At 67.2% G+C, this 13217-nt stretch carries 16 protein-coding genes; 4 read left to right on the forward strand and 12 right to left on the reverse strand.

The genetic code is table 11. The features are described 5' to 3' along the window. Positions 1-131: 131 nt before the first annotated feature. Genes FB464_RS07960 through infC form a run of 4 tightly spaced genes read right to left on the reverse strand, consistent with a single transcriptional unit; the run spans position 132 to position 2256 of the window. Positions 132-932, reverse strand: coding sequence for a TrmH family RNA methyltransferase (locus FB464_RS07960; protein ID WP_116414338.1), 801 nt, complete (start codon positions 930-932; stop codon positions 132-134). A 28-nt stretch (positions 933-960) separates the two neighbouring features. Next, a complete protein-coding gene (rplT, locus tag FB464_RS07965) occupies positions 961-1353 on the reverse strand; it encodes a 50S ribosomal protein L20 (RefSeq protein ID WP_104243255.1) in 393 nt (130 codons plus the stop codon). Positions 1354-1383: 30 nt separating this feature from the next. Then, the gene (gene rpmI / locus FB464_RS07970; RefSeq protein WP_116414337.1) at positions 1384-1578 is read right to left on the reverse strand and encodes a 50S ribosomal protein L35; all 195 of its coding nucleotides are present in this window, start codon (positions 1576-1578) and stop codon (positions 1384-1386) included. 27 nt (positions 1579-1605) lie between these two features. Next, entirely contained in the window at positions 1606-2256 is a 651-nt protein-coding gene (gene infC / locus FB464_RS07975) for a translation initiation factor IF-3 (protein ID WP_116416521.1), read from the reverse strand. 302 nt (positions 2257-2558) lie between these two features. Between infC and FB464_RS07980 the strand changes: the two genes are divergently transcribed. Continuing rightward, entirely contained in the window at positions 2559-2882 is a 324-nt protein-coding gene (locus tag FB464_RS07980; protein ID WP_116414336.1) for a DUF1844 domain-containing protein, read from the forward strand. Positions 2883-2887: 5 nt separating this feature from the next. After that, positions 2888-4432 carry a cryptochrome/photolyase family protein gene (locus FB464_RS07985; RefSeq protein ID WP_246092974.1) on the forward strand — a complete coding sequence of 515 codons (1545 nt, stop codon included), beginning with the start codon at positions 2888-2890 and terminating at the stop codon, positions 4430-4432. Between the two features lie 23 nt (positions 4433-4455). Here the strand turns inward: FB464_RS07985 and FB464_RS07990 are convergent, their stop codons facing one another. The 6 genes from FB464_RS07990 to FB464_RS08015 form a co-directional block, all read right to left on the reverse strand. Beyond that, on the reverse strand, positions 4456-5268 hold the full coding sequence (locus tag FB464_RS07990) for an SseB family protein (RefSeq protein ID WP_246092975.1): 813 nt from the start codon (positions 5266-5268) through the stop codon (positions 4456-4458). Then, the gene (gene priA / locus FB464_RS07995) at positions 5265-6005 is read right to left on the reverse strand and encodes a bifunctional 1-(5-phosphoribosyl)-5-((5-phosphoribosylamino)methylideneamino)imidazole-4-carboxamide isomerase/phosphoribosylanthranilate isomerase PriA (RefSeq protein ID WP_116414335.1); all 741 of its coding nucleotides are present in this window, start codon (positions 6003-6005) and stop codon (positions 5265-5267) included. Before priA ends, FB464_RS07990 begins: the two co-directional genes overlap by 4 nt. A gap of 134 nt (positions 6006-6139) precedes the next feature. After that, on the reverse strand, positions 6140-6772 hold the full coding sequence (gene hisH, locus FB464_RS08000; RefSeq protein WP_116414334.1) for an imidazole glycerol phosphate synthase subunit HisH: 633 nt from the start codon (positions 6770-6772) through the stop codon (positions 6140-6142). Continuing rightward, positions 6769-7377 (reverse strand): imidazoleglycerol-phosphate dehydratase HisB, encoded by a 609-nt coding sequence (hisB, locus tag FB464_RS08005; protein WP_116414333.1) that lies wholly within the window; start codon positions 7375-7377, stop codon positions 6769-6771. The genes hisH and hisB overlap by 4 nt, the downstream gene beginning before the upstream one ends. Before the next feature lie 10 nt (positions 7378-7387). Further along, the gene (locus FB464_RS08010) at positions 7388-8509 is read right to left on the reverse strand and encodes a histidinol-phosphate transaminase (protein WP_116414332.1); all 1122 of its coding nucleotides are present in this window, start codon (positions 8507-8509) and stop codon (positions 7388-7390) included. 62 nt (positions 8510-8571) lie between these two features. Continuing rightward, positions 8572-8922 (reverse strand): LysM peptidoglycan-binding domain-containing protein, encoded by a 351-nt coding sequence (locus FB464_RS08015; protein WP_116414331.1) that lies wholly within the window; start codon positions 8920-8922, stop codon positions 8572-8574. Between the two features lie 323 nt (positions 8923-9245). On the opposite strand from FB464_RS08015, the gene lexA reads away from it, so the two are divergent. Further along, positions 9246-9926 (forward strand): transcriptional repressor LexA, encoded by a 681-nt coding sequence (gene lexA / locus FB464_RS08020; protein WP_116282541.1) that lies wholly within the window; start codon positions 9246-9248, stop codon positions 9924-9926. Positions 9927-10075: 149 nt separating this feature from the next. Here the strand turns inward: lexA and hflX are convergent, their stop codons facing one another. Beyond that, on the reverse strand, positions 10076-11650 hold the full coding sequence (gene hflX / locus FB464_RS08025) for a GTPase HflX (protein WP_116414330.1): 1575 nt from the start codon (positions 11648-11650) through the stop codon (positions 10076-10078). Positions 11651-11696: 46 nt separating this feature from the next. Between hflX and FB464_RS08030 the strand changes: the two genes are divergently transcribed. Continuing rightward, positions 11697-12308, forward strand: a complete 612-nt coding sequence (locus tag FB464_RS08030; protein ID WP_116414329.1) for a class I SAM-dependent methyltransferase — start codon at positions 11697-11699, stop codon at positions 12306-12308. Positions 12309-12333: 25 nt separating this feature from the next. Here the strand turns inward: FB464_RS08030 and dapF are convergent, their stop codons facing one another. Further along, a complete protein-coding gene (dapF, locus tag FB464_RS08035) occupies positions 12334-13215 on the reverse strand; it encodes a diaminopimelate epimerase (RefSeq protein WP_116414328.1) in 882 nt (293 codons plus the stop codon). Positions 13216-13217 lie beyond the last annotated feature (2 nt).

A 13217-nucleotide genomic window follows, 5' to 3' on the forward strand; every position in this document is an offset into this window, starting at 1 on the left:
ACGGGGGGTCACGAATCGAGCGGTCAAAAGTTACCCACCCGTAACATGGGAAACTGCTGAAGCCGGATACACATTTGCCTGAGAATTACCACAGACAACGGGCATCCGTAGCGCTGCACGCCCTCCGATCGTCAACTGTGTTGGGCGAAAGCACTCTCGTAGAGACAGACGGATGCCGCGGTGGCGAGGTTCATCGACTCGGCGCGGCCGTAGATCGGCACGGAGACCGCACGATCCGCAAGTTTGAGATCGTCATCGGTGAGCCCGCGGGCCTCGTTGCCGAAGAGCCAGGCAGTCGGCGCCTTCAGGAGGCCGGACGAGCGGACCTCGAGCAGGTCGTCGCCCTTGATGTCGGCCGCGAGGATCTGCAGGCCCGCCTCGACGGCACGGAGCTTCACATCGGCAAGCGTCGCCTCGACCGCAACGGGCAGGTGGAACAGCGAGCCGGTCGTCGACCGCACCACCTTGGGGTTGTAGAGGTCGACCGATCGCCCGGTGAGGATCACCGCGTCTGCTCCGGCAGCATCGGCGGCACGGATGATCGTGCCGGCGTTGCCCGGGTCGCGCACCTCTTCGAGGATGGCGATCAGGCGGGGGCCGGCGGCGAAGATGTCTTTGACGGCGGTGGGGAACTGGTGGCACACGGCGATGAAGCCCTGCGGGGTCACGGTGTCGCTCATGACCTCGAGCACCTGCTCGGAGACGAACTCGACGTCGACGCCGGCATCCACTGCGGTCTGGGCGATGTCGGTGTATCTCTCGAGTGCCGTCGGGGTGGCGTAGAGCTCCACGACGAGCTGGGGACTGAAGAGCAGCGCTTCGGCTACCGCCTGCGGCCCCTCCAAGAGAAAGAGCCCGGTCTCAGACCGGGCTCCCTTCTTGGCAAGTTTGGCGACGGCCCGAACACGCGGTGAACGCGGGTTATCGAGCATGTGCCAAGTCAAGCAGATCTTTGTGCTACTACGCTGCTGCGTCGACCTTCGGGGCTGACGTGTCGGCGGGCAGTGCAGCCTTCGCGCTCTCGACCAGGGCCGCGAACGTGGCGGGCTCGGTGACGGCGAGGTCGGCGAGGATGCGACGGTCGACCTCGATGCCGGCCAGGTTCAGTCCCTGGATGAGGCGGTTGTAGGTGAGGCCGTTCAGGCGGGCAGCGGCGTTGATGCGCTGGATCCAGAGGCGACGGAAGTCGCCCTTGCGCGCACGGCGGTCGCGGTACGAGTAGACGAGGGAGTGGGTGACCTGCTCCTTGGCCTTGCGGTAGAGGCGCGAACGCTGGCCGCGGTAGCCCTCTGCGCGCTCGAGAATTACACGACGCTTCTTGTGGGCGTTGACCGCCCTCTTTACTCTTGCCATTTTCTTCTAATCCTTTTTCGTCGTCGTGATCTAGAGGCCGAGGAGCTTCTTGATGACCTTGGCGTCCTGCGGGGCGAGCACCTGGTCGGTGTTGAGGCGGCGCTTGCGCTGGCCCGACTTCACTTCCAGGTTGTGCCGCATGCCGGCCTGCTGCTTCATCAGCTTTCCGGTGCCAGTGACCTTGAAACGCTTCTTGGCCCCGGAATGGGTCTTCATCTTCGGCATTGTTGTCTCCTCGTGGGTTTTCGGTAGTTATTCGGCTGCGGCGGGTGACGCCGCGGCAGGTGCCTCGGCGGTCGCGTCGGCAGGTGCCTCGGCGGACGCTTCGGCAGGTGCCTCGCGCGGTGTCTTCGCTGCAGCTCGTTGAGCGTTGGCCTCGGCTTTGGCCTCTGACTTGTTCTTCAGGGGACCCACCACCATGACCATGTTGCGACCGTCGATGGTCGGGCTCGATTCGACAGAACCGAACTCCGAAACGTCTTCGGCAAATCTCTGGAGAAGGCGCACGCCCTGGTCGGGGCGGGACTGCTCGCGGCCACGGAAAAGGATCATCGCTTTCACCTTGTCACCGGCCTTGAGGAAGCCTTCAGCGCGCTTCCGCTTCGTCTCGTAGTCGTGCACATCGATCTTCAGGCGGAAACGGACCTCTTTGAGGATCGTGTTCGCCTGGTTGCGCCTGGCCTCTTTCGCCTTCTGCGCAGCTTCGTACTTGAACTTCCCGTAGTCCATGATCTTGGCGACGGGCGGCTTGGAGTTGGGGGCCACCTCGACCAGGTCAAGGTCTGCCTCTTGCGCGAGTCTGAGGGCCACGTCGATGCTGACGACGCCAACCTGCTCACCGGCCGGACCCACGAGGCGAACCTCGGGTACTCGTATACGGTCGTTTGTACGGGGATCGCTGATGCGTTGCTCCTTTGATTCTGCGTGGGTGTCGGCCGGGCCACCGGCATGAACCGGAGCACGCAAAAGTCGAACGTCACCACGCAAAACAGGAATTCGGGTCATTCCGACCCGACCTGCCACAAACGCACCGCACCCTGTCTACCCGCATCATCTGCATGACGCCGGCGGAGTGCAATCAACCCGATAACCTATTAAGCGGTCATGCGGGTGGGAGATTCTCCACTTTCGATCTGACACCTATCGGTGCCAGAGCCGCCCAGAAGTCTAGCAGAGACTCGGCCACAATCAAAGAACGGATTCCCATGAGCGACGAAGCGCGCGACATCGCCGATGTGCAGGCCGTCGAGGTCATCACGACCACGGCTGTGCACCTGATGAGCGCAGCCGCGGTGAAGGTCGGCCTCGCCGATGACCCCGACAGCCAGCTGGACCTCGACGAGGCGCGCAAGCTGATCATCGCACTGGCCGGGCTCGTCACGGCCGGTGCACCCGAGATCGGCGACATGCACGCACGGTCACTCCGCGACGGCCTCCGCTCGCTGCAGCTCGCGTTCCGGGAGGCGTCGCCGTTCCCGGATGCCATCGGTCAAGGGCCTGGCGAGAAGCTGACCGGGCCCGTTAACTAGGGAGCATGACCCAGGGCACCGGCGACATGATGGGCGGCCCCGACGACGGCGGCCCCGGCACGGTCTCCGACGACGGCGGCCCCGACCGCGTGCGCTGGATCTTCGCCGGCCAGCTCGGCTCGCTCTTCGACGACGGCGGCGGGCGCATGCTCCTGATCGAAGCGCGTTCGGTGTTCGGGCGCCGCCCGATGCACAGGGCCAAGGCGCACCTGCTGCTGTCGGGCATCCGGCACCGGGCAGCCGAACTCGGTGACCGCGTGGAGTTCCACCAGGTCGACACCTACAGTGCCGTCGTGGACGGTCGTGACGATCTCGACGTGATCGATCCGACCTCCTACAGTGCGCGCCGGTACGTCAGGCGGCTCGGTGCACGCGTCCTGCCCAGCCGCGGTTTCGTGACGAGCGAGTCGGACTTCGCGCTCTGGGCGGGCAGTCGGGGCGGCAAGCGGCTGCTGCTCGAGGACTTCTACCGGTCGGTGCGGCAACGCACGGGCATCCTGATGGAGGGCGAGACGCCGGCCGGCGGGCAGTGGAACTACGACGTCTCGAACCGGGAACGGCCGCCGAGGGGTGCCGTGACGCTCGGCCTGCCCGATCCGTGGTGGCCCGAGGAGGACGAGATCGACGCCGGCGTGCGCGAAGACCTCGACCGCTGGCAGGCCGACGGGCTAGTGCAGCTGGTGGGTCTGGATGCCCCGCGGCGCTTCGCCGTCACCGAACGTGAGGCGAACCTCGCCCTCGACAGCTTCATCGAAAGTCGGTTGAACGATTTCGGCCCGTTCGAGGATGCGACTCTCACGAACGACTGGACCATGGCGCACTCACTCCTGAGCGCTCCCCTCAACCTCGGGCTGCTCGACCCCCTCGCCGTCGTGACACGGGTCGCCGACGAATACGAGGCCGGCCGGGCGCCGCTCGCCTCGGTGGAGGGTTTCGTGCGGCAGGTGATGGGCTGGCGCGACTACGTCTGGCACCTCTACTGGCACCTCGGCGAGGACTACCGGGGGTCGCACAATGCGCTCGGCGCGAAAGAAACTCTCCCCCGCGAGTTCACCGAACTCGACGCCACCACCATCACCGCGAACTGCCTGCACCACAGCATCGACGGGCTGCGGCAGCACGGCTGGGCTCACCACATCCAGCGCCTGATGGTGATCGGCAACTGGGCGCTGCAGCGCGGCTACGACCCTGTCGCGCTGAACGACTGGTTCACCGACATGTTCGTCGACGGCACACCGTGGGTGATGCCGGCCAACGTGATCGGCATGTCCCAACACGCGGACGGCGGCATCGTCGCGACGAAACCGTACTCGTCGGGCGGCGCGTACATCAACACGATGACCGACTACTGCGGCGGGTGCCGGTACAACCCGCGCGTGCGGCTGGGGCCGGATGCCTGCCCATTCACCGCCGGATACTGGGCGTTCCTCGACCGAACCGAGCCCGTGCTGGCCCCGAACTTCCGCATGAAGCAGCCGCTCGCCGGGCTCCGGCGCCTCGCGGACCGCGGCGCGGTCGTCGCGCAGGAGCGGGAACGCGAGGGGCTGTAGAGGCCTCCGGCACGGCTCGCGGGTCAGGAACCCTGGAGCAGCTTCAGCGACATCGAGTCGACCGCGCCCGCGATGACCTCGCTCTCGGCCCAGCGCTGCTGGAGGGCCGCGAGGAGCGCTGCGAGCCGGTCGCGGTCGAGTCCCGGCACGAGAGTGAGTTCGACGATCACCTCGGTGCCGACGAGCCGCGCTGAGGGGTCACCCGCGCGCAGGCGAATGCTCTGGATGTCGCGTTCCCCCGCCGCGGAGCCGGCGAACGCCCGGGCGACCGCCGTGTCCCCGAGCGGGGAGACCCACGGCGTCGCCTGGGCGATCGCCCAGACGGCAGGGCGGCGGAGCGCGAACTCGGTGGGCGAGGTCGGGTCGAGGATGATCAGGTCGGTGCTCTCGCCCGCAGCCGCCAGGGCAACCCGACGCGCGGGAGTCGGAATGGGGCGGGCCTTCGGGTTCCAGCGGGCCATCGCCTCAGTGGAGGTGAAGGCGGGCTGCACTGCACGGCCGTCCGGTGCCGTGACCGTGACAATCGAGAGCTCCTGGGTCTTGTCGACCGTACGCCCGTGATCGTCGACGCCCGTCTCGCCGGCGTGGGCGAGCAGTGGAACGAGGAGCCGGACGTCGCGCACGGCATCGACGACCGCAGTCTGGGCGGCGAGGAGGTCGGCAATCGACCCGGCTGTCGGCTGCGAGGCCACCAGCTCATGGAACCGGTTCAGCGCCGCCACGAGCAGCTCCGGCGCCGCTCCGTCGTCGCCGGCGAAGGTGGTGGGGTGGGCATCGAAAGTGCGGCCCGCCCACGGCTGGCCGGCCGAGTCGGCGGGGGTCAGAGCATCCGTCACTCGGAGGCGACCGCCAGCGCCTCGACCAGGGTGAATGCGCCGGCGTAGAGTGCGCGCCCGACGATCGCCCCTTCCAGGCCTGCGGGCACGAGGGCGCGGAGTTCGATGAGGTCGTCGAGGCTCGAGATGCCGCCTGAAGCGACCACGGGCTTGTCGGTGCGCTCCATCACCTGGCGGAGCAGGTCGACGTTCGGGCCCTTGAGCGTTCCGTCTTTCGTGACGTCGGTGACGACGTAGCGCGCGCATCCCGCGTCTTCGAGCCGCGCCAGGACCTCCCAGAGGTCTCCCCCGTCTTCGGTCCAACCGCGGGCCGCGAGCGTGGTGCCGCGGACATCCAGCCCGACGGCGATCGCGTCACCGTGGCGGGCAATTGCCTTCGCCGCCCATTCGGGGTTCTCCAGCGCAGCGGTGCCGAGGTTGATGCGGGTGGCGCCGCTCGCGAGGGCGTTCTCGAGGGAGGCGTCATCGCGGATGCCGCCCGAGAGCTCGATCTTGATGTTCTTCGCCTCGGCGATCACCCGGCGGATGACGTCGACGTTGCTGCCCCGCCCGAAAGCGGCGTCGAGGTCGACGAGATGGATCCATTCGGCGCCCTGGGCGACCCAGTCTGCTGCGGCGTCGGCCGGGTCGCCGTGGTTCGTCTCGGTGCCGACCTGGCCCTGGGTCAGCCGCACCGCCTGCCCGTTCGATATGTCGACGGCGGGAAGGAGTTCGAGCGCGGGGCCGTTCTCGGTCATCAATGTCCTCTGGATCTTCAGTCTGCGGTAGTGGGTCTCGATCGAAACCCCGAAAACTGTCGGTAAGTCACCTTCAGAGCGACAATTTTCGGGGTTTCGATCGGGCGATGGGGGTGGGTGGGGGGTGCGAGGGGCTAGAGGGTGGTCAGCCAGTTTTCGAGGAGGTGCATACCGGCGTCGCCGGACTTCTCGGGGTGGAACTGGGTCGCAGAAAGGGGGCCGTTCTCGACGGCAGCGATGAATGCGCCGCCATGGTCGGCCCAGGTGACGGAGGCAGCCGGCAGGGGCGGTTGCACCTCGAGCTCCCAGCGCTGGGCGGCATAGGAGTGCACGAAGTAGAAGCGCTCGTCGGAGATACCCGCGAAGAGGCGCGACGACTCCGGTGCCCGAACGGTGTTCCAGCCCATGTGCGGCAGCACATCCGCCGCCAGCTCCTCGACCGTACCGGGCCACTCACCGAGACCCTCGCTGTCGACACCACGCTCGATTCCGCGGGAGAAGAGCACCTGCATGCCGACGCAGATGCCGAGCACGGGGCGGCCGCCAGCGAGGCGCTTGTCGATCAGGTCGCCACCGCGCACCGCCTCGAGGGCGGAGATCACGGCACTGAAGGCGCCGACGCCGGGCACGAGCAGCCCGTCGGCCTCAGCGACAGCGCGGCGGTCGGCGGTGAGCTCGACGGACGCCCCGACCTTCTCGAGCGCTTTGACGGCGGAGTGCACATTGCCACTGCCGTAGTCGAGAACCACGACCCGCTTGGTCGTCACAGGGCACCCTTGGTGGAAGGAATGCCGGAGACCGACGGATCGAGCTGCTTCGCGAACCGGAAAGCCCGCGCGAACGCCTTGAACTCCGCCTCCGCGATGTGGTGCGGGTCGCGGCCGCCGAGCACGGTGAGGTGCACGGTCAGGCCGGCGTGGAACGTGATCGCCTCGAAGACGTGGCGCACCATCGAGCCGGTGAAGTGGCCACCGATGAGGTGGAACTCGAAGCCCGCCGGCTCACCGGTGTGCACGAGGAAGGGGCGGCCCGAGATGTCGACCACGGCCTGCACGAGGGCCTCGTCGAGCGGAACAAGAGCGTCACCGAACCGGGAGATGCCACTTTTGTCTCCGAGGGCCTGGCGGATGGCCTGGCCGAGCACGATCCCGATGTCTTCGACCGTGTGGTGCACGTCGATGTCGGTGTCACCCGTGGCCTTCACCGTGAGGTCGGTCAGCGAGTGCTTGGCGAAAGCCGTGAGCATGTGGTTGTAGAACGGCACGCTGGTGTCGATGTTCGACACACCCGTTCCGTCGAGGTCCAGCGAGAGCTCGATGCTCGATTCGCTGGTCTCGCGGGTGAGGTGGGCGGTGCGCGGTTCGGTCGACATGACAAAAAGTCTACCGGGGGGTGATCTCGTCCATCGCCTCGAGGAATGCGGTGGTCTCCGACTCCGTACCCGCACTCACCCGCAGGTGGTTCGGGATACCCAGGTCGCGGATGATGATCTCCCGCTCGAGGAGCTGCTCGAACATCCGGTGCGGGTCGGGGACACCACCGAAGAGGATGAAGTTCGAGGTGCTCTCGTACGGGCTGTACCCGAGCTCGGCCAGTCGGCGGGCCATGCGATCGCGCTGGCCCTTGATGTCGTCGACCATGGCGAGCATCTCGGGTGCGTGGGCGAGTGCAGCCGTGGCTGCGGCCTGGGTGAGGGCCGAGAGGTGGTACGGCAAGCGCACGAGACGGAGGGCGTCACTGATGGCGGGGTCGGCAGCGAGGTAGCCGAGCCGCGCGCCGGCGAAGGCGAAAGCCTTGCTCATGGTGCGGGAGACGATGAGGCGCGGCCTGCCTTCGAGGAGCGAGAGAGCGGTCGGTTCGCCGGAAGGGCCGAATTCGGCGTACGCCTCGTCGACGACGACGATCTTGTCTGTCGCGTCGTAGGCGGCAGCGATCGTCTCCAGAGAAAGGGGTGTGCCTGTGGGGTTGTTCGGTGCGCAGAAGAAGACGAGGTCGGGGTTGGTGCGCTGGACCCAGTCGACGGCTGTCTGCGGCGAGATCTCGAAGTTCTCGTCGCGCACGCCGGGGATCCACTCGGTACCGGTGCCCGCCGCGATGATCGGGTGCATGGAATATGTGGGAGGGAAGCCGAGCACGGAACGCCCGGGCCCACCGAAGGCCTGAAGGATCTGCTGCAGGATCTCGTTCGAACCGTTCGCCGCCCAGATGTTGTCACGGGTCAGCTCGGCGACCGGCAGGCCCGCGGCAGCTGACTCTTCGACGAGAGCGGCGTTCAGGTAGGCCGCCAGGCTGTCGCGGAGTTTCAAGAACTCGCGGTCGGGATAGCGGTTGACCGTGCGCAGCTCCAGTGCCACCGACTCGATGATCGAGCGGGCTACGTCTTCGGGTATGGGATGCGTGTTCTCGTTGACGTTCAGCGCCACCCGCACCTTGAGTTCGGGTGCACCGTAGGGCTTCAGCCCCCGGAGGTCGTCACGGATGGGCAGATCGGCTAGTGAACTCACCCGCCCGAGTTTACCGGCTGCGAGCGGAACGGCCGCGACCGCGGGTCAGTGCTGGTGGTGGGTCAGTGCTCGTACTTGATCGGCACCGCGAGCCGCTGGCCCGGCTGCACCTCGGAGCTCGGAAGCTGGTTCAGGCTGACGAGGTCGGCGATGACGTCGCGGGTGTCGGCAGACGAGTCGAGCTGGGAGGCCACCGACCAGAGGCTCTGGCCCGACTGCACCGTGACATAGCTGAACTCCACAGGCGCCTGCTGGGCCGTGGCGATTGCAGAGCCTCCGCCGAGGAGGGCGAAGGCTCCGATCGCGGCGACCAGCGGAAGCGCGGCGATCGTGGTCAGCACGACGCGCCCGCGCCGGGTGAGCCGAAGGCGCAGCCGAGGGGCGGGGGTGCCGGTGATGTGAAGTGCAGTCATGATGATCTCCTGGATCTTCTGCCTGGGGAGGCATTCATACTGGTGCAGGATTCGTATGCGGCACTCGGCCGGGAGTGCCGCATACGAAGCTGTGTTCCGAATATATCTTCGAACGTTCGAACAATCAAGCAATATCTGGTATCGAATACCGCGACACACTCGAACAGGTGTTTGGAATGCGCGCGGTGTTCGATACAGTTTCGATTGTCTGGTCAGCGTGCGACCAGCACTGTGAACTGAACCAGCACCCACCGACACTGGCCAGCTGACTGCATTCAACAGCCAGCCACTGACACTGGGTCTCCAACAGGAATGAGAACCCGATGGCGAGCGAACGCCTCCCCGCGGAACGCGGCGGTACCCGGCGGCGCAAGTCGCTGAGCGACAAGCAGCTGGCCATCCTCGAAGTGATCTCCGAGGCTGTGAGCACGCAGGGCTACCCGCCGAGCATGCGCGAGATCGGCGACGCCGTCGGCCTCGCCTCCCTGTCGAGCGTCACCCATCAGCTCAACCAGCTCGAGCTGAGCGGGTACCTCCGCCGCGACCCGAACCGTCCCCGGGCGCTGGAGGTTCTGATCGACATCCCGAAGAGCGACAGCGTGAACTCCGACTCCCCGACACCGCACGGCGATGTCGCCCTGGTGCCGCTCGTCGGGCGCATCGCGGCGGGCATCCCGATCACCGCCGAACAGCAGGTGGAGGAGATCTTCCCCCTCCCGCGTCAACTGGTCGGCAAGGGTGAGCTCTTCATGCTGAAGGTCGTCGGAGAGTCGATGATCGACGCCGCGATCTGCGACGGCGACTGGGTGGTGGTGCGCACGCAGGCCACCGCCGAGAACGGCGACATCGTTGCCGCGATGCTCGACGAGGAGGCCACTGTCAAGGTGTTCCGCCAGCGCGACGGCCACACCTGGCTGCTCCCCCGCAACACCAACTTCGAGCCGATCCTGGGCGACTACGCCACGGTGCTCGGCAAGGTCGTGGCCGTACTCCGCTCGGTGTGAATGATCCGCCCGATGGGCGGCACCGTACGACCACCACCACCACGACCACCCCCACCACCACCACCACCACCAGTGCAGCACCGCATGCGAGAGGCGCCGACCCGGAAGGGGTTCGGCGCCTCTTTTGCGTGCGGGAGCGTGGGCCGGGGCTACAGCGTGCTGTACTCCAGCAACTGCGACTGGGTCTCAGGCGTCACGAGCGCGCGAACGTGCGTGCCGCCCTCCTCGTAGTCGGTGCTCAGCACGGTACTGTGCTCGTGCAGCTGCGACACGAGGTCGCCGCGGTCGTAGGGAACGAGCACATCGACCTCGATCGACGGGGTGGGGAGCATCCGGTCGAGCAGCTGCAACAGCTCCTCGATGCCTTCGCCCGTTCGAGCTGACACGAAGATGGAGTGCGGCTCGAGGCCCCGCAGCACGATGCGGTCGCTCTCGGAGACGAGGTCGCTCTTGTTGAAGACCACGACCTCCGGGATGTCGCGGGCACCCGCCTCGCCGATCACATCGCGAACCGTGGCCAACTGACTCGCCGGGTCGGGGTGCGAGCCGTCGACGACGTGCACGATGACATCCGCGTCGCCGACCTCTTCGAGGGTGGAGCGGAACGCCTCCACGAGCTGCGTCGGCAGGCTCCGCACGAACCCGACGGTGTCGACGAAGGTGAACTCGCGGCCATCCGTCGTCTGGGTGCGGCGAACGGTCGCGTCGAGCGTTGCGAACAGCGCATTCTCGACAAGAAGCCCGGCGCCCGTGATGCGGTTCAGCAGCGACGACTTGCCCGCGTTGGTGTAGCCCGCGATCGCGACCGACGGCACCGTGTTGCGTTTGCGGTTCGCCCGCTTCGCCTCACGGGCCGGCTTCATCGCCGCGATCTGCTTGCGGAGCCGCGCCATGCGGGTGTGGATGCGGCGTCGGTCGAGCTCGATCTTCGTCTCACCCGGCCCACGCGATCCCATACCGGCGCCGGCACCACCCACCTGGCCACCGGCCTGGCGGGACATCGAGTCGCCCCAGCCTCGGAGGCGGGGAAGGAGGTACTCGAGCTGGGCCAGTTCGACCTGCGCCTTGCCCTCCCGGCTCTTCGCGTGCTGGCTGAAGATGTCGAGGATCACCGCGGTGCGGTCGATGACCTTCACCTTCACGATGTCTTCGAGCGCACGACGCTGGCTCGGGGCGAGCTCGCTGTCGGCGATGACCGTGTCGGCGCCGAGAGCCTTCACGACGCCGGCGAGCTCCTCGGCCTTGCCCTTGCCGAAGTAGGTGCTCGGGTCGGGGTTCGGTCGGCGCTGCAGGAGCCCGTCGAGCACCGCGGCACCCGCCGTCTCGGCGAGGGCTGCAAGTTCGTGCAGGGAGTTCTCTGCGTCGCCCAGCGTGCCCTGCGTGTAGACCCCGATCAGCACCACGTTCTCGAGCCGGAGCTGCCGGTACTCGACCTCGGTGACGTCTTCGAGCTCAGTGGAGAGACCGGCGACACGGCGGAGCGCCTGCCTGTCGGCGAGGTCGGCCTGGTCGCCGTCGTGGTTCTGGCCCGCCGGTCGACCGTCTGGCCGCTGCAGCGCCTGCGCACTCCCGGGTGAGAACAGGGCGTACCCGGATGATCGCGCCTCGGCGCGCGCCAGAACCCGGCCGACGGCATCCTGAGTCGCGGTCGTGTCAGCGGAACCGCCCTCGTTCTCGGCGGACAGCTCGGCTTCTTCGGTGAAAGATGAATCGTGTTCAGTCATTGGCTTCAAGGATAGACCTCTCGTTTGCTACATTCCCTCTATGGCTATGGACAATGGGCACTACTTCTCAGCAAGCCCATCGACGGAACTCCGGCTGAAGGAGATTCCGGTCAGCCTGGCCGGTCGCGACTTCCTCGCCACGACCGCCGGCGGTGTGTTCAGCCCCAATCAGGTGGATGCCGGAACCCAGGTTCTGCTGGCGAACACACCGGCACCGCCTCCCGGCGGCAACCTTCTCGACATCGGCTGCGGCTGGGGCCCGATCTCGCTGGCTCTCGCTCTGTTGTCACCCCACGCCACCGTGTGGGCTGTTGACGTCAACGAGCGTGCTCTCGATCTCGTGAGGGCCAACGCTGCCAAGCTGGGCCTCGACAATGTCAACGCCGTGCTGCCCGACGATGTTCCCGACGATCTGCGTTTCATGACGATCTGGTCGAATCCGCCCATCCGGGTCGGCAAAAACGAACTGCACCGACTCCTGCTGCGCTGGCTTCCGCGGCTCGACCCCGGTTCCGATGCCTGGCTCGTCGTGCAGCGGAACCTCGGCTCGGATTCGCTGCACCGGTGGCTGGAAGATGCCCTGCCGCCCGCCTTCCAGGTGACTCGTGCCGCCACGAACAAGGGCTACCGGGTGCTGCGGGCACGACTGCACGAGTGAAGCGCGTGCGGCGCGTGATGCGCCGTCAGTTCAGCGTGACGTCACCCTCGTAGACGAGCTCCGCCGGCCCGGACAGCGACACGTGCTCGCCGTCCTCGGTCGCGAACATGCGCACGCCCACTGCGCCACCAGGCACCTCGACGCGCCACTGGTTCGGCGCCCCCGCGCCCGCCCAGTGACGGATGGCCAGGGCCGCAGCGACCGCGCCGGTGCCGCAGGAGAGGGTCTCCCCGCTGCCCCGTTCGTGCACGCGCATCCGGATGTGCCCGACGCCGTTCCGCACGAGCGGTTCGAGGGGGACGACGAATTCGACGTTCGCCCCGTCGACCGGGGCGGGTTCGAGGTGCGGGATGAAGGTCAGGTCGGCCGATTCCAGCTCCTCGTCGTCGGCCAGGGCGACGACGACGTGCGGGTTGCCCACGTTGATGCCGAGGCCGGGCCGCGCGACCTGCAGGTTCTTCGCCCGCACCAGCGGTTCTCCGCCGTCGAGCCGCCAGCGACCGAGATCCGCCTGGAACCCGGCGAGGTTGCGCTGCACATCGATCACACCGGCCCGGGTGCCGACCACTAGCGTCTCGCCCGGCCCCAGGGTCGCCAGGCCGTTGTCGAGCAGGTACTTCGAGAAGACGCGGATGCCGTTGCCGCACATCTCCGCCTGTGAGCCGTCGGCGTTGTGGTAGTCCATGAACCACTCGGCGGCGTCATCCTGCTCGAGCGAGCCTGCCCCGTCGGCGATCTTCGAGGATCGCACGGCACGGATCAGGCCGTCGGCACCGATGCCGAAGTGCCGGTCGCAGAGGGTCGCGATCTGGGCGGGCGTGAGCTCGATCTCCCCGTCGGGGTCGGAGAACAGAACGAAGTCGTTTCCCGTGCCCTGGCCTTTGGTGAAGTGCAGATCGATGCCCATGA

The sequence above is a fragment of the Subtercola boreus genome, assembly GCF_006716115.1.
Classification (GTDB): domain Bacteria; phylum Actinomycetota; class Actinomycetes; order Actinomycetales; family Microbacteriaceae; genus Subtercola; species Subtercola boreus.

Bases quoted from the DNA above. Each gene is read 5' to 3' on its own strand.
- hflX (WP_116414330.1), bottom strand. From the start codon at position 11,650: ATGACTGAACACGATTCATCTTTCACCGAAGAAGCCGAGCTGTCCGCC.
- lexA (WP_116282541.1), top strand. From the start codon at position 9,246: ATGGCGAGCGAACGCCTCCCCGCGGAACGCGGCGGTACCCGGCGGCGC.
- FB464_RS07960 (WP_116414338.1), bottom strand. From the start codon at position 932: ATGCTCGATAACCCGCGTTCACCGCGTGTTCGGGCCGTCGCCAAACTT.
- priA (WP_116414335.1), bottom strand. From the start codon at position 6,005: ATGACCGAGAACGGCCCCGCGCTCGAACTCCTTCCCGCCGTCGACATA.
- dapF (WP_116414328.1), bottom strand. From the start codon at position 13,215: ATGGGCATCGATCTGCACTTCACCAAAGGCCAGGGCACGGGAAACGAC.
- FB464_RS08015 (WP_116414331.1), bottom strand. From the start codon at position 8,922: ATGACTGCACTTCACATCACCGGCACCCCCGCCCCTCGGCTGCGCCTT.
- FB464_RS07980 (WP_116414336.1), top strand. From the start codon at position 2,559: ATGAGCGACGAAGCGCGCGACATCGCCGATGTGCAGGCCGTCGAGGTC.
- rpmI (WP_116414337.1), bottom strand. From the start codon at position 1,578: ATGCCGAAGATGAAGACCCATTCCGGGGCCAAGAAGCGTTTCAAGGTC.
- hisB (WP_116414333.1), bottom strand. From the start codon at position 7,377: ATGTCGACCGAACCGCGCACCGCCCACCTCACCCGCGAGACCAGCGAA.
- FB464_RS07985 (WP_246092974.1), top strand. From the start codon at position 2,888: ATGACCCAGGGCACCGGCGACATGATGGGCGGCCCCGACGACGGCGGC.
- rplT (WP_104243255.1), bottom strand. From the start codon at position 1,353: ATGGCAAGAGTAAAGAGGGCGGTCAACGCCCACAAGAAGCGTCGTGTA.
- FB464_RS08030 (WP_116414329.1), top strand. From the start codon at position 11,697: ATGGACAATGGGCACTACTTCTCAGCAAGCCCATCGACGGAACTCCGG.